At 70.0% G+C, this 18,559-nt stretch carries 14 protein-coding genes and 1 riboswitch; of the genes, 8 read left to right on the top strand and 6 right to left on the bottom strand.

Annotated features, from left to right (window positions below):
- Positions 1-78: 78 nt before the first annotated feature.
- A complete protein-coding gene (locus ABZ412_RS19125) occupies positions 79-3,450 on the top strand; it encodes an error-prone DNA polymerase (protein ID WP_357282234.1) in 3,372 nt (1,123 codons plus the stop codon).
- Positions 3,451-3,522: 72 nt separating this feature from the next.
- Positions 3,523-3,750: a DUF167 domain-containing protein gene (locus ABZ412_RS19120; RefSeq protein ID WP_357098257.1), complete on the top strand. Its 228-nt coding sequence runs from the start codon at positions 3,523-3,525 to the stop codon at positions 3,748-3,750.
- On the opposite strand, the gene ABZ412_RS19115 is transcribed toward ABZ412_RS19120, so the two are convergent.
- Positions 3,751-4,215, bottom strand: coding sequence for a tRNA (cytidine(34)-2'-O)-methyltransferase (locus ABZ412_RS19115; protein ID WP_357282233.1), 465 nt, complete (start codon positions 4,213-4,215; stop codon positions 3,751-3,753).
- A gap of 110 nt (positions 4,216-4,325) precedes the next feature.
- On the opposite strand from ABZ412_RS19115, the gene ABZ412_RS19110 reads away from it, so the two are divergent.
- Positions 4,326-4,571 carry a DUF3017 domain-containing protein gene (locus ABZ412_RS19110; RefSeq protein ID WP_357282389.1) on the top strand — a complete coding sequence of 82 codons (246 nt, stop codon included), beginning with the start codon at positions 4,326-4,328 and terminating at the stop codon, positions 4,569-4,571.
- Positions 4,572-4,686: 115 nt separating this feature from the next.
- On the opposite strand, the gene ABZ412_RS19105 is transcribed toward ABZ412_RS19110, so the two are convergent.
- The 4 genes from ABZ412_RS19105 to ABZ412_RS19090 form a co-directional block, all read right to left on the bottom strand.
- A complete protein-coding gene (locus tag ABZ412_RS19105) occupies positions 4,687-4,848 on the bottom strand; it encodes a hypothetical protein (RefSeq protein WP_167659831.1) in 162 nt (53 codons plus the stop codon).
- Positions 4,849-5,084: 236 nt separating this feature from the next.
- On the bottom strand, positions 5,085-6,236 hold the full coding sequence (locus ABZ412_RS19100) for a homoserine O-acetyltransferase (RefSeq protein WP_357282387.1): 1,152 nt from the start codon (positions 6,234-6,236) through the stop codon (positions 5,085-5,087).
- Positions 6,237-6,244: 8 nt separating this feature from the next.
- Positions 6,245-7,594 (bottom strand): bifunctional o-acetylhomoserine/o-acetylserine sulfhydrylase, encoded by a 1,350-nt coding sequence (locus tag ABZ412_RS19095; protein WP_357282232.1) that lies wholly within the window; start codon positions 7,592-7,594, stop codon positions 6,245-6,247.
- A gap of 96 nt (positions 7,595-7,690) precedes the next feature.
- A riboswitch (SAM riboswitch) is annotated at positions 7,691-7,802 on the bottom strand.
- Between the two features lie 33 nt (positions 7,803-7,835).
- Complete coding sequence (locus tag ABZ412_RS19090; protein ID WP_357282231.1) at positions 7,836-8,570, bottom strand: TetR family transcriptional regulator; 735 nt, start codon at positions 8,568-8,570, stop codon at positions 7,836-7,838.
- Between the two features lie 136 nt (positions 8,571-8,706).
- Here ABZ412_RS19090 and ABZ412_RS19085 point away from each other — a divergent pair, with 136 nt between their 5' ends.
- From ABZ412_RS19085 to ABZ412_RS19075, 3 genes are all read left to right on the top strand, one after another.
- On the top strand, positions 8,707-10,203 hold the full coding sequence (locus ABZ412_RS19085; protein WP_357282230.1) for an MFS transporter: 1,497 nt from the start codon (positions 8,707-8,709) through the stop codon (positions 10,201-10,203).
- A 116-nt stretch (positions 10,204-10,319) separates the two neighbouring features.
- On the top strand, positions 10,320-10,952 hold the full coding sequence (locus tag ABZ412_RS19080) for a hypothetical protein (RefSeq protein WP_357282229.1): 633 nt from the start codon (positions 10,320-10,322) through the stop codon (positions 10,950-10,952).
- Positions 10,953-11,095: 143 nt separating this feature from the next.
- Entirely contained in the window at positions 11,096-14,728 is a 3,633-nt protein-coding gene (locus ABZ412_RS19075) for a BTAD domain-containing putative transcriptional regulator (protein WP_357282228.1), read from the top strand.
- Positions 14,729-14,855: 127 nt separating this feature from the next.
- Here the strand turns inward: ABZ412_RS19075 and ABZ412_RS19070 are convergent, their stop codons facing one another.
- Positions 14,856-15,491, bottom strand: coding sequence for a hemerythrin domain-containing protein (locus ABZ412_RS19070; protein ID WP_357282227.1), 636 nt, complete (start codon positions 15,489-15,491; stop codon positions 14,856-14,858).
- Between the two features lie 269 nt (positions 15,492-15,760).
- Here ABZ412_RS19070 and ABZ412_RS19065 point away from each other — a divergent pair, with 269 nt between their 5' ends.
- Complete coding sequence (locus tag ABZ412_RS19065) at positions 15,761-16,978, top strand: NADP-dependent isocitrate dehydrogenase (protein ID WP_357282226.1); 1,218 nt, start codon at positions 15,761-15,763, stop codon at positions 16,976-16,978.
- Between the two features lie 386 nt (positions 16,979-17,364).
- Positions 17,365-18,507 carry an MFS transporter gene (locus ABZ412_RS19060; protein ID WP_357282386.1) on the top strand — a complete coding sequence of 381 codons (1,143 nt, stop codon included), beginning with the start codon at positions 17,365-17,367 and terminating at the stop codon, positions 18,505-18,507.
- Positions 18,508-18,559 lie beyond the last annotated feature (52 nt).

Below are 18,559 nucleotides of genomic sequence, written 5' to 3'. Positions count from 1 at the left end.
GAGCCGCCGTAGAGACCGATCGGTTTCGAATGTATGTTCGATACTCGAGACCGGTCGGATTGTGGAGGAGGTGGGCCGATGGGTTGGGGCAACGGCCCGCCGACGTGGGCGGAGATGGAACGGGTGCTGTCCGGGCGACCCGACCCCGCGCGCAAACAGGTCGAGGGCGACGGCGGCGACAGCCCGGCCTGGTCGCGGAAACGCGAGAAGTACGAGGCCGGGGACATCGAGCGGACCGCCCGGTCCACCGTGCCCTACGCCGAACTGCACACCCACTCCGCCTACAGCTTCCTCGACGGGGCCAGCCAGCCCGAGGAACTGGTGGAAGAGGCGGTGCGGCTCGGGCTGGAAGCCCTCGCGCTCACCGACCACGACGGGTTCTACGGGGTGGTCCGGTTCGCCGAAGCGGCCCGGGAATGGCGGATGCCGACCATCTTCGGCGCCGAGCTGTCCATCGGCACCGCCGCCCGCGCCGGAGCGCATCTCGCGCCGCGCGGACGCGGCCCGGGTTCTCGGCGGCGCGGTCGCGAAAACGACGCGGACGCACTGAATTCCGAACCCCGCACCGGCACCCCCGATCCTGCGGGACCGCACCTGCTGGTGCTGGCGCGCGGGCAGGAAGGCTACCGGCGGCTGTCGCGGGAGATGGCCGCCGCGCACATGGCGGCGGGGGAGAAGGGCATCCTGCGCTACGACCTGGACCGGCTCACCGAGGCCGCGGGCGGGCACTGGCACATCCTCACCGGCTGCCGGAAAGGCACTGTGCGACAGGCCCTGCGACAGGGCGACGCGGCAGCCGAGGCGGCACTGCGCGAACTGATCGACCGCTTCGGCCGCGACCACGTGAGCGTGGAACTCACCCACCACGGCATCCCCGAGGACGACGAGCGCAATGCCCGGCTGCTCGCCCTCGCCGACCGGGCCGCGCTGCCCGTGATCGCCACCACCGGAGCGCATTTCGCGGCCCCGCCGCACCGCCGCCGGGCCATGGCGCTGGCCGCCGTGCGAGCCCGCTCCAGCCTCGACGACATGGCGGGCTGGCTGGCCCCCACCGGCGGCGCGCACCTGCGCTCCGGCGACGAGATGGCACGACTGTTCGCGGCCTGCCCGCAGGCCGTGCCCAATGCCGTTGCGCTGGGCCGGGACTGCGCGTTCGACCTGCGGCTGATCGCGCCGCAACTGCCGCCCTTCGACGTGCCCGACGGGCACGACGAGAACTCGTGGCTGCGGGAGCTCACCTTCACGGGCGCGGCCCGCCGCTACGGCCCACGCGCCGGGAACGCGGCCGCCTACCGGCAGCTCGAACACGAGCTGAACGTCATCGCCACGCTGAACTTCCCGGGCTACTTCCTGGTCGTGCACGACATCGTCAGCTTCTGCCGTGACAACGACATCCTGTGTCAGGGCCGGGGTTCGGCGGCGAATTCGGCGGTCTGCTACGCCATCGGCATCACCAATGTGGATCCGGTCGCCAACCAGCTGCTGTTCGAACGGTTCCTGTCGCCGGAGCGGGACGGGCCGCCCGATATCGACGTCGACATCGAATCGGATCGGCGCGAGGAGGCCATTCAGCACGTCTACGCCAAATACGGGCGCGACTACGCGGCGCAGGTGGCCAATGTGATCACCTATCGCGGGCGCTCCGCGGTGCGCGATGCCGCACGCGCGCTGGGCTTCTCGACCGGGCAGCAGGACGCCTGGAGCAAACAGGTGAGCCGCTGGAGCGGGGTCGCGGGGGAACAGCACACCGACATCCCGGACGACGTGCTCGCGCTGGCCGGGGAATTGGAGGGGCTGCCCCGGCATCTGGGCATCCACTCCGGCGGCATGGTGATCTGCGACCGGCCCATCGCCGACGTGTGCCCGACCGAATGGGCGCGCATGGCGAATCGCAGTGTCCTGCAATGGGACAAGGACGACTGCGCGTCCGCCGGGCTGGTCAAGTTCGATCTGCTCGGACTCGGCATGCTGTCGGCGCTGCACTACATGATCGACCTGGTGGCCGAGCACAAGGGCCAGACCGTCGAACTGCACCGGCTGGACCTGGGCGAGGACGCCGTCTACGACATGCTGTGCCGCGCCGACTCGGTCGGCGTCTTCCAGGTGGAGTCGCGCGCCCAGATGGCGACCCTGCCGCGATTGCGGCCGCGCACCTTCTACGACCTGGTGGTGGAGGTGGCGCTGATCCGGCCCGGACCGATCCAGGGCGGATCGGTGCACCCCTACATTCGCCGTCGCAACGGGCGGGAGAAACCCGACTACGACCATCCGTCGCTGAAGAACGCGCTGGAACGCACCCTCGGCGTGCCGCTGTTCCAGGAACAGCTCATGCAGATGGCCGTGGACGTCGCCGGATTCACCCCCGCCGAAGCCGACGAGTTGCGCCGCGCCATGGGATCCAAACGGTCCACGCAGAAGATGGAGCGGCTGCGGGCCCGCTTCTATCAGGGCATGCGCGACCTGCACGGCATCACCGGGGAAGTCGCCGACCGCATTTACGAGAAGGTGTACGCCTTCGCGAATTTCGGGTTCCCGGAAAGCCATTCGCAGAGTTTCGCCTCGCTGGTGTTCTACTCGGCGTGGTTCAAACTGCATCACCCGGCGGCCTTCTGCGCCGGGCTGCTGCGCGCCCAGCCGATGGGGTTCTATTCGCCGCAGTCGCTGGTCGCCGACGCGCGGCGGCACGGGGTGACGGTGCACGGTCCCGACATCAACCACAGCCTGGCCGAGGCGACCCTGGAGGCGAAGGGGATGGCGATCCGGCTGGGGCTGGCCGCGGTCCGGCACATCGGGACCGAATTGGCCGAGCAGATCGTGGCCGCCCGCGAGCTCGGGTCCTACACCTCGTTCCTGGATCTCACCGGACGCGTGGAACTGACCGTGCCGCAAGCCGAGTCGCTGGCCACGGCGGGCGCGCTGGACAGTCTCGGCGGCACTCGCCGCGAGGCGCTGTGGGCGGCGGGCGCGGCCGCGGGGGAACGGTCCGACCGGCTGCCCGGCACCGGCGCGGCCACCGCGGCCCCCGCCCTGCCCGGTATGAGCGCGCTGGAACTGGCCGCCGCCGACGTGTGGGCCACCGGCGTCTCACCCGGCAGCTACCCGACCGAATTCCTGCGCGAGCGGCTCGACGCGCTCGGCGTCGTCCCCGCCGACCGGCTCCTCGACATTCGCGACGGGACCCGGGTGCTGGTCGGCGGCGCGGTCACCCACCGGCAGCGCCCGGCCACCGCGGGCGGGGTCACCTTCCTCAACCTGGAGGACGAGACCGGCATGGTGAACGTGGTCTGCTCGGTCGGCCTGTGGGCCCGCTACCGCCGCCTGGCCACCACCGCCCCCGCCCTGCTCATCCGCGGACGGGTGCAGAACGCGGAGGGCGCGGTCACCATCGTCGCCGACCATCTGCAACGCATGGACCTGCGCATCGAGGGCCGCTCCCGCGACTTCCGCTGAGGTGCCCCGGCACCGCGGTAGCCGCGGCGCTACGGGAGAATCACCGGCGGGAGCGGGGGAAGGGAGAGTGGCGTGACAGTGGTCCGGGCGACCATCAAACCCGGCAGCAAGAAGGGCCCGCTCGTCGAGATCCTCGACGACGGCGCGCTGCAGCTGTACGTCCGGGCCCCGGCGGTGGAGGGCAAGGCGAACAAGGCCGCCATCGAACTGCTGGCCGCCCACTTCGGCGTCCCCAAGTCCGCGGTCCGCCTCACCGGTGGCGCGACCTCCCGCTTCAAACGCTTCGAGGTCGACGACTAGTCAGACCGCGCCCGGGAAGCCCATCTGCCGCCAGGCCTCGTATACCGCGACCGCGGCGGCGTTGGAGAGGTTCATGGAGCGGCGGCCGGGCAGCATGGGGATGCGGAGCTGGTCGGTGACGCGCGGATCGGCGAGCACCTCGTCGGGCAGGCCGGTCGGTTCGGGGCCGAAGAGCAGGACATCGCCGTCGCGGTAGGTGATATCGGTGTTGCGGGTGGTCGCGGCGGCGGTGAAGGCGAAGACCCGTTCGGGGACGATGGCTTTCCAGGCGGCGTCGAGACTCTCGTGCACGGTGACGACGGCCAGGTCGTGATAGTCCAACCCGGCCCGGCGTAGCTTCGGCTCGGATAGGTCGAAGCCGAGCGGTTCGATCAGGTGCAGTGCGCAGCCGGTACCGGCGGCCAGTCGAATGGCGTTGCCGGTATTGGGCGGGATGCGGGGTTCGAAGAACACGAGATGGAACACGGGATCCAGCATTGCAGAGCGGCGGTTAAGCTCGTGCGGTGAGTCCAGCCCATGCCGCACCCCAGAGTCGCAGCAGTCGTGCGGGGGAGTTCGCCCGCGAGAATCTGCCCATGCTGCTGGTGGGCGCGGTGCTGGTGGTGGCCGTGGTCTTCCTGGCCTGGGACCGCTGGCGGCGCGGAACGTTCTTCTTCGGCGGCGCGACGCTGCTCGCGGCGGCGCTGCGGCTGGCACTGCCCACTGATCGGGTGGGTCTGCTCGCGGTGCGCAGCAAGGGTTTCGATGTCGTCTGGCTGACGGTGCTGGGTGTCGCCATCATCGTGCTGGCGGCGACCATCAGCAGTCTCGGCGTCACGTAGCCGGAGCCGTGGGGCCTCGCGGGTCGCGGGGCCGGGGCCGCGACCGGAGTCGCGGCGCTGGAAAGATGAGCGAGTTGTTCTGCCGCCGGGGTGAACCGGCGGCGCTGGGGGATAGCTAGACCGAGGTTATGCGGCGGCCGAGTTCGCGCCGCAGCACTTCCTGGTCCGGGAGTCTGTGCAGGACACGGAGTATGGCCGGGCGGAGTTCACGCTGCTCGTCCTCGGAGAGCAGATCGACGAGATCGCGGAGATCCATGTCATCGAATGCGGCGGTCATGCCGAATACATTACGGCTGATATGCCCGCTGCACACGTATTCCGGAACACCGGTTACGGAGGCGTCATGCGCGCGAAACCGAAAGCGCGTCAGGACAATTCACTGGAAACAGGCGCGATACGTGGCGTAACGCGCCGTCGGCTGTGGCAGCGGCCGGGCAGCGGACATACGGCATTCGGGCAGCGGCGACACCGGCACAGTGGCAGCGGTGGCGCCGCCGTTCGGGCAGCGCTGGTTCAGTGACCCGACACGCGCTGGGCGCGGGCCAGTTCCATGGTCTCCAGCATGAGTTTGCCGACCGCCTCGGTCTCGGTCAGGAACCCGTCGTGCCCGTCCTTGGAGTGGATGACCTCGAGCCCCTTGGAACCGGGCAGCAGATCGGCCAGCTCCTGCTGGGTACGCAGCGGGTAGAGCCGGTCCGAGTCCACCCCGCCGATCACGCACGGCACCGGCGTCGAGGCCAGCGCCGCCGCCACGCCGCCGCGGCCGCGACCGACGTCGTAGCGGTTCATGGCCTCGGTGAGCAGCACGTAGGTGGCCGGATCGAAACGCGCGATCAGCTTGTCCGCCTGATACTCCAGGTAGCTCTGTACCGCGTAGCGGCCGCCCGCGCGCGGATCCTCGTCGCCCTGGCCGTGGTTCTCGAAGCGGTGATCGAGCTCGCCCTCGGTGCGATAGGTCAGGTGCGCGATGCGGCGGGCGATGCCCATGCCGGTCATGGGCGCGCGCCCGGTGCCGTGGTAGTCGCCGCCCTGCCAGTCCGGATCGGCCTGGATGGCGGCGATCTGGGTGGTCTGGGTGCCGATCTGGTCGGCGGTGGCGCGCGCGCCGACCGCCAGCACCAGGGCCGCGCCGACCCGTTCGGGCCGGCCGATCATCCACTCCAGCACCCGCATGCCGCCCATGGAGCCGCCGATCACGGCGGCCAGGCGGTCGATGCCGAGCAGGTCGAACAGCTTGGCCTCGGCGGTCACCTGGTCGCGGATGGACAGCGCGGGGAACCGTGTGCCCCACGGCTTCCCGTCCGGGGCCAGTGAGGACGGGCCGGTGCTGCCCTTGCAGCCGCCGAGCACGTTGGTGGCGATGACGCACCATTCGCGGGTGTCCACGGGCGCGCCGGGGCCGACGATGCCGTCCCACCAGCCGGCCTGGTTGTGGTGCACGTCGGCGGGGCCCACCACGTGCGAGTCGCCGGTCAGCGCGTGCTCCACGAGCACCACGTTGTCCGCGTTCGCCGATAGTTCGCCCCACCGCTGGACGGCCAGCGTGGCGTCGGGGATCACGGCCCCGCTCTCGAGTTCCACATCGCCGATGGCGATGCTCCCGAGCGTCCCGTCGGGCGGCGGCAGCAACAGCTCCGCCGCGTGCCGGGACGTTCGCGATTCGATGTTCACGGTCAACTTGCCGCCGCCGTCAGTCCGGCACGCAAGTCCGCCAGGATGTCGTCGATGCCCTCGATGCCCACGGCCAACCGCACCAAGCCAGGCGTGACACCGGAGGCCAGCTGCTCGGCGGGGGTCAGCTGGGAATGCGTGGTGGATGCCGGATGGATGACGAGCGAGCGCACATCCCCGATGTTAGCGACATGGCTATGGAGCACCAGCGCCTCCACGAACTTCTTGCCCGCGTCGACCCCGCCGGCCAGCTCGAAGGACACGATGGCGCCCACGCCCTTCGGTGCCAGCTGTTTGCCCCGCTCGAACCAGGGCGAGGTGGGGAGTCCGGCGTAGTAGACCTTCTCGACGCCGGGCTGCCCGGCGAGGAACTCGGCCACCGCCTGCGCGTTGGCCACGTGCCGCTCGATGCGCAGGCTCAGCGTCTCGAGGCCCTGCGCGATGAGGAACGCGTTGAACGGCGACACCGCCGCGCCCAGATCGCGCAGCAGCTGCACGCGGGCCTTGAGCGCGTAGGCCGGAGCGCCGAGGTCGGCGAAGACCGCGCCGTGGTAGCTCGGGTCGGGGGTGGTGAAGCCGGGGAAGCGGGATTCGCCCGCTTCGTTCTGCACCGTCCAGTCGAAGGAGCCGCCGTCGACGATCACGCCCGCGACCGCGGAACCGTGCCCGCCCAGGTACTTGGTGGCCGAGTGCACCACGATGTCCGCGCCCAGCGCCAGCGGCTGGATCAGGTACGGGGTGGCGACGGTGTTGTCCACGATGAGCGGCACCCCGGCGGCGTGCGCGACCTCGGCGATGCCCGGAATGTCGAGGACCGAGCTGCTCGGGTTGGCGACGGTCTCGCCGTAGAACGCCTTGGTGTTGGGTCGCACCGCCGCGCGCCACTGCTCGAGGTCGTCCGGGTCCTCGACGAAGCTGACCTGGATGCCCAGCTTGGGCAGCGAGTAGTGCAGCAGGTTGTAGGTGCCGCCGTACAGGTGCGGGCTGGCCACGATGTGGTCCCCGGCCTCGGCGAGATTCAGGATCGCGTAGGTCTCCGCGGCCTGCCCGGAGGCCAGCAGCAGCGCGGCCACACCGCCTTCGAGGGCGGCGATGCGCTGTTCCACCGCGTCCTGGGTGGGGTTCATGATGCGGGTGTAGATATTGCCCGGCTCGGCGAGTCCGAACAGCGCGGCGGCGTGGTCGGTGTCGCGGAACGCGTAGGACGTGGTCTGGTAGATGGGCAGGGCGCGGGCTCCGGTGGCGGAATCGGGAGCCTGGCCGGCGTGAATCTGTTTGGTCTCGAAGGACCAGTTGGCCGGATCCAGGGTGTCGTCAGCCGAGACGGCCGCGGGCGCGGTCGAGTCACTCATGTGTTCTGCTCCAAAAACAAGGTCGCCGAATGGCGGAAGTTTGACGTTATCGAGAAGCGAATGGGCTTCGACAACAACACATTTCGGTAGACCTCCTAGTTGCGCTTGCGTTCGGCCCTCGAACGCCCGGTCTGCACCCGGAGCACCCCACCGCAGCTGGAGGGTTGCCGATCAGCAAGCCGGGGCCTTAACGCTGATGCTCTTGACCTAATGCGGGATTCTAGCGGCCGTCCGGCCCGATCTACGCAGTGGGGTTTGTCGCATTCTTCGTGGGATTTCCCCCGTTTACGGGGGGAAATACCGTTGCCGCACCGCAACAGACCCGCCGGAATTCGTCGAATGCCGCCTGGACGCTGTCGGCGAGCATGCGGGCGCTGGTGGCGGTCGTGCACCCCGGGAACTCGTCCTCGTCGGTCTCGCACTCCATGCCGACCCGCACGATGCCGTGCCAGGTGGTGGCGATGAGTCGCACGGTGAGGTGGTCCTCGGGCAGGCGCAGGCGTTCGGCCAGCACCGCGGACACGGCCCGGGTCTTGGTGTCGGCCGATTCCATGCTGACCGCGCGCACGGCGACGCTGTCGCGGGTGATGCGCTGCATCTGCTGGAACCAGCGGAACGGCACGGGCGTGTCGGAGTCGATGATCTGGTCCACGACCGCCAGGAACGCGCCGAACAGCGCCTGCATCTCGTCGCCGGTGATCGGCTGGGCGCGCAGCTGATCGGCGAGGGCTTGTCCCCAGCCTTCGATGGGGGCGATGACGATCGCCTCCTTGCTCTCGAAGTACCGGTTCACGGTGCGCGGGGAGACGTCGGCGGCGTCGGCGATCTGCTCGACGGTGGTGGCGTCGAAGCCCTGTTCGTCGCACAACCGCAGGGCGACGTCGATGATCCGGGTCCGGGTCTGCTGCTTCTTGCGCTCACGCAGGCCGGGGCGGTGACGCGAGATCACACCGATGTGACTTGACAACTCCGACATCCCTCCATCGTAGATCCTTGATGCGTTTTCCTGTCCCAGTATGACAACTGTCGCGGTGCGACATTTTTCCCTTGACGCCAATTGTCAGTGGGGGTCACTATGGTGATGCTGCCTTCGAACTCCAGAGGAGAGGCTCATGACCGTAGCGACGGACGCTCTCGGTACAGACGTAAAAGCAAGTCCCGCAAAAGATTCCAGGCGTTGGTGGGCGCTCGGCGTGATCGCCATGGCGCAGCTGATGGTGGTCCTGGACGCCACGATCGTCACCATCGCCATGCCGTTCGCGCAGCAGGATCTGCACATCAGCGACGGTGACAAGCAGTGGATCTTCACCGCGTACACCCTCATCTTCGGCGGTCTGCTGCTGCTCGGCGGCCGCCTCGCCGACTATCTGGGCCGCCGCCGGATCCTCATGGTCGGCCTGATCGGCTTCGCCGCGGCCTCCGCGCTGGCCGGTCTCGCGCAGAACCAGGCCGAACTCTTCGCGGGCCGCGCGCTGCAGGGCGCGTTCGGCGCGCTGCTGGCCCCGGCCGCGCTGTCGCTGGTCTCGGTGACCTTCACCGAAGCCAAGGAACGGGCCCGGGCCTTCGGCGTGTTCGCCGGTGTGTCGGCGGCGGGCGCCGCGCTGGGCCTGATCGCCGGTGGCGCGCTCGTCGAGTACGCGAACTGGCGGTGGTCGCTGCTGGTGAACACCCCGGTCGCGCTGCTGGCCCTGGTCGGCGCGTTCGCCTTCGTGGTCAAGGACGTGCCGGCGCCCCGCACCGGCGGCTACGACCTGCCCGGCGCGGTCACCGTCACCCTCGGCCTGATCTCGATCGTGTACGGCTTCAGCCGCGCGGCCTCCGACGGCTGGACCGCCTCCACCACGCTGGCCCTGTTCGTGGTGGGTGTGGCGCTGCTGGCGGCATTCGTGGCCATCGAGGCCCGGACCGCGAATCCGCTGCTGCCGCTGCGCATTCCGGGTGAGATCAACCGCGGCGGGTCGTATCTGATCGCGCTGCTGGTGCCGATCGCCATGTTCGCCATGTTCCTGAACCTGAGCTTCTACCTGCAGATCGTGGAGCACTACTCGGCGCTGAAGACGGGTGTGGCGTTCCTGCCGTTCCCGGCCGGCATCGTGGTGTCGGCGGGTATCGCCTCGGCGGTGCTGCCCAAGATCGGGCCGCGGCCGCTCATGCTGGCGGGTTCGGTGCTGGGCGCGGCGGGCCTGGTGTGGCTGTCGCGGCTGGAGTACGGCGACAGCTACGCGACCGCCCTGCTGCCTGCCATGATCCTGATCGCGCTGGGCATGGGTGCGCTGTTCGTGTCCATGCAGACCACCGCGCTGCACCAGGTCGATGCCGAGGATTCGGGCGTGGCCAGCGCGCTGCTGAACGCCGCCCAGCAGGTGGGTGGTTCCATCGGCACCGCGCTGCTGACCACCATCTCGGTGCAGGTGGCCGAGCGGTACGTGCGCAACAACATGACCGTCGACCACGTGATGGAGCGGGCCTCGATCCACTCCTACAACGTGGCCTTCCTGATCGGCGCGGTCTTCTTCGCGCTGTGTGTTCCGATCGCGGCGTTCATGGTTCGCGACAAGCCGCAGAACCTGCTCGAGGGTGACGAGCACGCCGTGCACGTGGGCGTGTGAACCACCGCCGGTGATTCCGCGCCGTGCCCGCCGCGACTCTCGCGGCGGGCACGCGTCGTTGTCGGCCGCAAGTCGGCGGCAAGTCGCGGCGCATCGCCCTGGCCGACAGTACGACCATGACGATGACGAAAGCGCCCACCGCGGCCGATCCAGACCTCCGGCTGCGCGCCAGCGCGCTGATCGCCGGGGGCGTGCTGTTCGCCGTGGGCAATGCCCTGCACCCGCTGGAACATTCCGAGGCGGCCGAACAGTCCGCCACCTGGGCCGCCGCCCACCTGACTTTCAGCGCCGGCGCGATCCTGATGGCGGTGGGCCTGCCGGTGGTGTTCGCCGCCTGGCGAGACGGAGATGGCTGGCCCGCCAAGGTTTCCGCGGTTGCCCGCGTTCTGCTGTTCGTCGGGCTCACCGTGGCGATCCCGGTCGGTGCGTACCACGAGATCTATGTCGCTCCGCGCCTGTCGCACCATGAGCAATCGGCCATCGAGGAGGCCGCCCTCCCGGTGAACGGACCGCTCGCTGCCGCCTTCCTGCTGGGATTCATCCTGCTGGCGGTGTGCGCGCTGGCGGCCCCGCGTCCGTTCCTCGGCCGTGGGGCCGCGGTCGCGCTGATCCTCGCAGTGGTCGCGATGGCCGGGGCCGAAGGGCTGCCGGGCGCGGAGGGCTGGTGGATCATCCCCGGCACGATCGCCGTCGGACTCGTTCTCGCCCTCGGCGGCATCCGAGTGCTCCGACTGCCCACCGGGCCATGACTGCCGCCTGGCAATAGCGGTCGCCCGCGTGCCTGTCTCGGGCACGCGTGGGCGACCGGTGCGTTGCGCGGTATCGGCGGTCCAGGTCGGCTTCAGTCGTTCGCCGTGTTAGCGAATGGGCTGTCGCAGCCGATGTATCGCCCGTGGTGTTCGTGGAAGTGCTGGGCGCACTACGGGTGACGGTGGACGGTCGGCCCGCCCCTTTGCGCGGGCCGAGGCAGGGGGCGGTGCTGGCGCGCCTGGTTTCGGCCGGGGGCGAGGTGGTTTCGGCGGATCGGCTCATCGAGGATCTGTGGCAGGGGGAGCCTCCGCCGAAGGCGTCGGGGGCGTTGCAGGCGCACATCTCGTATCTGCGGCGGGCATTGGAGCCGGATCGGCCGCCGCGCGCGCCCGCCGGAGTGCTCGTGTCGCAGACCCCCGGATACGCGCTGCGCCTGCCGGTCTCGGCCGTCGACGTCTGGCATTTCGACCACCTGGTGTCCACCGCCGCCACCGAATCCGATCCGGCCGCCCGGCACCGCCTCCTCGATTCCGCGCTGGCGCTGTGGCGGGGCCCCGCCTATGCCGCCTACGCCGACGCGGCCTGGAGCGCCGCCGATATCGCCCGCCTCACCGATATGCGCTGGACCGCCGTGGAACAGCGGGCCGACGCCGCCCTCGCCCTGGGCCGCCCGGAGGAGGCCGTCGCGGCCCTGCGCCGCCTGGTCGACGAACACCCCGAACGCGAAGCCGCCGTCCGGCTGCTGGCCCTCGCGCACTACCGCCAGGGACGTCAGCTCGAGGCCTTGGCCACGCTGCGCGACCTCCGCGCCACCCTCAACACCGAATTCGGCATCGACCCCAGCCCGCCGGTGCGCGAGCTGGAAGCCGCCATCCTCGCCCACGATCCGGCCCTCGCTCCGCCCGCGCCCGCCGAGCCGTTCGCCGCGGAATCAGGTTCGGCACGTTCACATTCCACCGATGACGTCGCGGCGACGATCGCATCGGTGGTGCCCGATCGGCCGGAACCCGTGTCACCGGTATCCGCCCCGGTCGGCTATGCGGGTCAACGTGGGGCCTTGCTGTCCGCCGCCCGTGAAGCCGCCGGCGGCCGCGGCCGATTGGTGTGGCTGGAAGGTGAGGCCGGAGCCGGCAAGACGACACTGGTGCGGTCGGTCGCCGACGAGCTGGCCGCTGCCGGCTGGCGGACCGCGGTCGGCCGCTGCCCCGAGGTCGACGGCGCTCCGGCGGCCTGGGCCTGGATGGAGCTGACCGGTGAATCCGGCAGCAAGGCGGCGGATCTCGGCGCGGACGCGACACCGTTCCACCTGTCGCTGGCCGTGGTCGACCGCTTCGCCGAATGGACCGGACATCCCATCGATACCCCGGGTGGGCGGATGAGCACCGGCTCGGTCGTCCCGGATACACCGAGCTCGGTCGATACGGCGAGTGCGGCCGGGCCGGTGCTGGTGGTGCTGGAGGACGCGCACCGGGCGGACGGCGCGACCCTGCAGATCCTGCGGCAGGTGGTGGCGTGGTCGGCGCAGGCTCCGGTGCTGTTCGTGGTGACCATGCGCGGATCGGAAGTGGGGGACGAGGTTCGGGCCACGTCGGCGGCACTGGCGGCGGTGACCTCGGGACGGCTGGAGCTGACCGGGCTCGACCTCGAGGCCGTGCGGACGGTCGCGGGGGCGGCCGGCCTGCGCGGAATCGACAATGCCACGGCCGAATTGGTGCGTGATCGCACCGGCGGCAATCCGCTGTTCGTGGCCGAGTTGGCGAAACTCGCTGCCGCCGAAGGGGATCTGCTGGCGGTGCCGGCGGGAGTCAGCGATGTGCTGCATCGCCGGATCGCGCGGCTGCCCGCCGAAGCGGCGCGCATGCTGCGGCTGCTCGCGGTGTGGGGCGGCGAGTCGGATTTCGACGCGCTGCTGGAGCTGACGGGCGAAACCGAAGGGGCCCTGGTCGATCTGGTGGACACCGTGGTGGTGGCCGGACTGCTGCGCCTGGAGTCCGGGGGCCGGATCCGCTTCGGGCACGCGCTGACCCGGGACGCGGTCTACGCGGGTATCCCCGCGCTGCGCCGGGGCCGCATGCACTGGTCGGCGCTGCGGGTGGCCGAGCAGGTGAATCCGGTGGATCCGGCGCTGCTCGCCCACCACGCCCTGACCGGCGCGCACGCGGGAACCGCCGGGGAGGCGCTGGGGTACGTCCTGGCCGCCGCCCGGCAGGACGGTGCGCGCCGCGCGTTCGCCGAGGCGGAACCGCTGTGGCGGGCCGCGCTGGATCTGCACACGCTGGCGGGCCATCGCGAGGACGGCCCTGATCCCGTTGTGGGCGCGGCCATTCTGGAAGTCCGCTGCGCCCTGGTCAACGCCCTCGCCTACCGCGGCAACGACGCCGCCGCCCGTGCCGAGCGCGCCGCCGCCCTCGACCTGGCCGAGCACCTCGCCGCGATCACCCGGACCGGTCCGGCGTCGACCGATCACGGGTCGGCAGCATCGGCCGGACATGAATCGTCCGCACTGCTCGCGTCGGGGCCGCACCTATCGGCCGCACGCGGATCGGCTGCGGCGGCGTCCGGTGAAATGGCCGACCGGAGCTCCGGCGCCGCGATGGATCCTGTCGTGCCGGGTTCGGGGCGGGCGCGGGGCGGATCATCGGCTGGGTGGGGGTTGGCCGACGAGTCTGCTGGTCCGGCAGTCGATCCCGTCGCGATGGCGCTGGGTTCGTGGCGGGCGCCGTTGATCTGGGGCACGCGGGACAAGCGGCTGCCGGACGAGCGGGTGATCGGTGCGCTGCGGGCGGCGCTGGCGCGGCCGCTGCCCGACGGGGTGCGGGTGCGGTTGCTGGTGGCGCTGGTCGTGGAGGTCGAAGGCGATGATGATCCGCTGGCGTTCGCCGCGTCGGCGGAGGCGGTGGCGACGGCGCGGGATCTGGGTGATCCCGAATTGCTGTGTGCGGCCTTGAATGTCCGGGCCTATGTGGCGCTCGGCCCGGATCTGTGGGACGAGCGGGCGGGGCTGGCCGACGAGCTGCTGGCGGTGTCCACGGCGGCCGGTTTGGTCGAGTACCAGGCGGTGGCGCATTTCCTCGGGTGCCTGATCGCCGGCGCGGACAATGATCTGGTGCGGGCGCGGCGCGCGGCCGAGCGCGGTCTGGAGTGCGCGACGGGCGGTCAGCTGCACCAGATGCTGATCGTGCTCACGCTGTTCGATGCCGTGCTCATGGTGTTGCGCGGTGATCTGGACGCCGCCGAGCGCGCGTACGCCGATGCCAGCGCGCGCCTGGTCGCCGTCGGCGCGGCCAATGGCGCGGAGCTGCTGATCGCCGGGGCCATGATGCTGGGCTGGGCGCGCGGCGACCTGTCGGCCCTGGTGGAGCCGATGGCGCAGGTCCACGCGGTCTCGCCCGACGCGCTGGCGCTCGCGTACGCCCTGGCCTTGCTCGACAGCGGCGACATCGATACGGCGCGTGCGGTTTTCGCTGCCGCCGCGCCGATCCGGCGGGATCACTACTGGTCGGTCATGGCGGTCTTCCGCGCCCGGGTCGCCCTGCGGCTCGGCGATCTCGTCGCCGCCGCCGACTGCTACCGCGACATGCTCCCGCGCTCGGGTACGGTCGCGGGCCTCGACACCGGTTCGGTCGTCTACGGTCCGATCGACACGGTGCTGGCGGAGCTGGCCGACGCGCTGGGCGACCCGGAGGCCGCCGCCGCGCACCGAACCCGCGCGACCGAGGTCGCCGCCCATCTCACCGCCCAGCTCGCCACCCTCCCGCCGACGGGCGCGAAGTAACTCGCGGCTCTCCCGAGGGCGGGTGCGAACCGACTCGCGACTCTCTTGACGGCGGGTGCGAACCGACTCGCCCCCTCCCGTTGGCGGCGCGAACTGATCGGGAGGGCACTCGGCCGTGCCCGCCCGGTCAGCTCCCGGCGATGAGGGCTTCCCGTCGCCGATGCCCCCGTCCGAACCAGCGCAGCATGAGGCCGAGCACGAGCCCGCCCTCGGCGTTGGCGCGCTCCCATTCCTCGGGCGTGCACATGCCGAACATGCGCGGCAGTTCGAAGCTCATGGTCGCGCCCTTGCGGGCGGCGGCTTCGACGGCGCTCCACTGCTTGGCGTCGAGGTGCGCGGTGATCACCGGGAAGACGGTGTCCTCCTCGTCGGCGATGTGTTCGGTGAGCAAGGCGTTCAGGCGGGCGAGGTGGTCGGTGAGCGCCGCCGCGGATCCGTCGCGGGCGAGTTCGCGCGCGCCGGCGCGCACGCTGTCCAGGATCGGGTCGAGCTGGGCGTGGTCGTCCTCGAGTTCGCGTACGTCCACCGCGCCGGTGTCGCGCAGCAGCGGCCACAGCACCTCGTCCTCGATGGTGTGGTGATGGTGGATGCTGTCGCAGAGCAGCAGCAGGTATTCGGCGATGGCCGCGGCTCGTCGTGGCGGGCAGTCCGCGCGTCCGGCGGCGATGTCGCGGGTGAGGTCGGTGAAGCGCGCGGTGTCGGCGATCATGGCGCGGTGCGCGAGGCGCATGCCCAGCAGGTCGGGCTCGGTGGTGGTCGGCATACTGGAGACTGTGGGCCCGATCACTTGCACCCTACTTGCGAGTAACTGAGGGCGGGTTCCCGCACAGCGGGGGCTGCCCGCGCGGTGAGGTCCATAGCAGCAGTACGCTTGTCTTGCTTGACGCCACATCGGACATGGACCTGGTACCACAGGTCCGGTGCCGGGAGTCATGCGTATACGTTGTCTGTTGAACAGCTGGGGTCCGCTACAAGCGGTGCTCACCGGCCGTGCAATGGGAGCACCACCTTCCTAGGAGGACACGAAGATCCATGTCCAAGATCAAGGTTGAAGGGACCGTCGTCGAACTCGATGGCGACGAGATGACCCGGATCATCTGGCAGTTCATCAAGGACAAGCTGGTCAATCCGTATCTCGACGTGAACCTCGAGTACTACGACCTCGGCATCGAAGCCCGCGACAAGACCGATGATCAGATCACGATCGACGCCGCGAACGCCATCAAGAAGCATGGCGTCGGCGTCAAGTGCGCGACGATCACCCCCGATGAGGCGCGAGTCGAGGAATTCGGCCTCAAGAAGATGTGGCGGTCGCCGAACGGCACCATCCGCAACATCCTGGGCGGCACGATCTTCCGCGCCCCGATCATCATCTCGAACGTTCCGCGTCTGGTTCCGGGCTGGACCAAGCCGATCATCATCGGCCGTCACGCCTTCGGTGACCAGTACCGCGCCACCGATTTCAAGGTGCACCAGGCGGGCACCGTCACCCTGACCTTCACGCCCGAGGACGGCTCCGAGCCGATCCAGCACGAGGTCGTGCGCATGCCGGAAGACGGCGGCGTGGTCATGGGCATGTACAACTTCCAGGAGTCCATCCGGGACTTCGCGCGGGCCTCGCTGAACTACGGCCTGCAGCAGAACTACCCGGTGTACATGTCGACCAAGAACACCATCCTCAAGGCCTACGACGGCATGTTCAAGGACACCTTCGAGGAGGTGTACCAGACCGAGTTCAAGGACGAGTTCGACGCGGCCGGTCTGACCTACGAGCACCGCCTGATCGACGACATGGTCGCCTCCGCGCTCAAGTGGGAGGGCGGCTACGTCTGGGCCTGCAAGAACTACGACGGCGATGTGCAGTCCGACACCGTGGCGCAGGGCTTCGGCTCGCTGGGTCTGATGACCTCCGTGCTGCTGACCCCGGACGGCCGCACCTGTGAGGCGGAGGCGGCGCACGGCACCGTGACCCGTCACTACCGTCAGCACCAGCAGGGCAAGCCCACCTCCACCAACCCGATCGCCTCGATCTTCGCGTGGACGCGTGGCCTGGCCCACCGCGGCAAGCTGGACAACACCCCCGAGGTGATCGGCTTCGCGCAGACCCTCGAGGACGTCGTCATCAAGACGGTCGAGTCCGGTCAGATGACCAAGGACCTCGCGCTGCTGGTCGGCGGCGACCAGGGCTACCTGACCACCGAGGAGTTCCTCGGCGTGCTGGACGCCAACCTGGCTCGCGAGATTCGCTGAAACCCCCACTCCGGGTGGACGTTCCGACGTCCGAGGAGAGCCGCGCGAACGTGAACAGCGCGAAGCGGTGACGATGGCGGCCGGGACCACAGTCCCGGCCAGAACATCCACCGCGCCCAACGGGCACCTGCCCCCACCGGAACCGGTGGGTGGGCGGGTGCCCGAACTGTTTCCGGGAATCTCATTTCCGAAGGCAGGCTGACGGGTCGGTCGGTCAGTGAGTGAAATCACTGGACCGGACGGTATCGGGATCGTTCGCCACTGTGTTGCGCTTGGTTGTGCCCGAATCTGTATCCGCCGCCCCCGCCGTATCGACCGCCGAAGACGTGACCCGCGACGGCACGAGCGACTCCGTCGCCCCGCGCGGGCATTGGCCCATCCCTGCCATGCTGGCCCTCGCCGCGGGCGGATTCGGTATCGGCACAACCGAGTTCGTGACCATGGGGTTGCTGCCCGATATCGCGAAGTCGATGGCGGTGTCCGAACCGACTGCGGGACACATCGTTTCCGCCTACGCGCTCGGCGTGGTGGTCGGGGCTCCGGTGATCGCGGCGTTGTGCGCGCGGGTTCCGCGCAAGCGGCTGTTGATGGTGTTGATGCTGGCGTTCACGGCGGGCAACGCGGCCAGTGTGATCGCGCCGACGTTCGCGACGCTGACGTTCGCGCGGTTCGTGTCGGGTCTGCCGCACGGCGCGTATTTCGGGGTGGCGTCGCTGGCGGCGGCGTCATTGGCCCCGGTCGGGCAGCGGGCGAAGGCGGTGGCCGCGGTTATGCTGGGATTGAGCGCCGCCAATGTCGTCGGCGTTCCCGCAGCGACCTGGCTGGGCCAGAACCTCGGCTGGCGGGCAGCTTTCGCGGTGGTCGCCGTGATCGGTCTGGCGACGGTGGCCGCGCTCTCCCGTCTCGTGCCCGAGCTGCACGGCATTCGAATGACCGATCCCCGTACCGAACTGACCGCATTGCGGCGTCCGCAGGTGTTGCTGACCCTGCTGGTCGGCGCGATCGGCTTCGGCGGCATGTTCGCGGTCTACACCTACATCACCACCACCCTCACCGATGTGGCCGGCGTGCGGATCGGCCTGGTTCCGCTGGTGCTGGCATTGTTCGGGCTGGGCATGGTGGCGGGCAATATCGCGGGCGGTGTGCTGGCAGATCGCGGCGTGGATCGCGCGGTGTTCGTCTCGCTGCTGGCGATGGTGGTGATTCTGGCGGGATATGTTGCGGCGGCCCACAATCCGTACACGGCGGCGGCGGGGGCGTTCCTGGTCGGCGCGTCGGGCGCGGCACTGGCCCCGGCCCTGCAGACCCGTCTGATGGATGTCGCCCATGACGCGCAAACCCTCGCTGCCGCACTGAATCACGCGGCTCTCAATATCGCCAATGCCGCGGGTGCGTGGCTGGGTGGCCTGGTGATCGCCGTGGGCATGGGCTACACCGCCCCGGCGGTGGTCGGCGCCGGGCTGGCGGTGCTGGGTGTGCTGCTCTTCGTGGCGACCGTGTCTCTCGCGCGCCGGCCGGAGCGCCGGTAGCCGGGTATTTCCGATTCGGCCCCTTCGCCTTCTGGGGTCGCGGGTGGATCAT

Source organism: Nocardia sp. NPDC005746, assembly GCF_040630785.1.
Classification (GTDB): domain Bacteria; phylum Actinomycetota; class Actinomycetes; order Mycobacteriales; family Mycobacteriaceae; genus Nocardia.
Note: the sequence above shows the minus strand (reverse complement) of the source record. Positions and strands in the feature narration are given on the sequence as shown.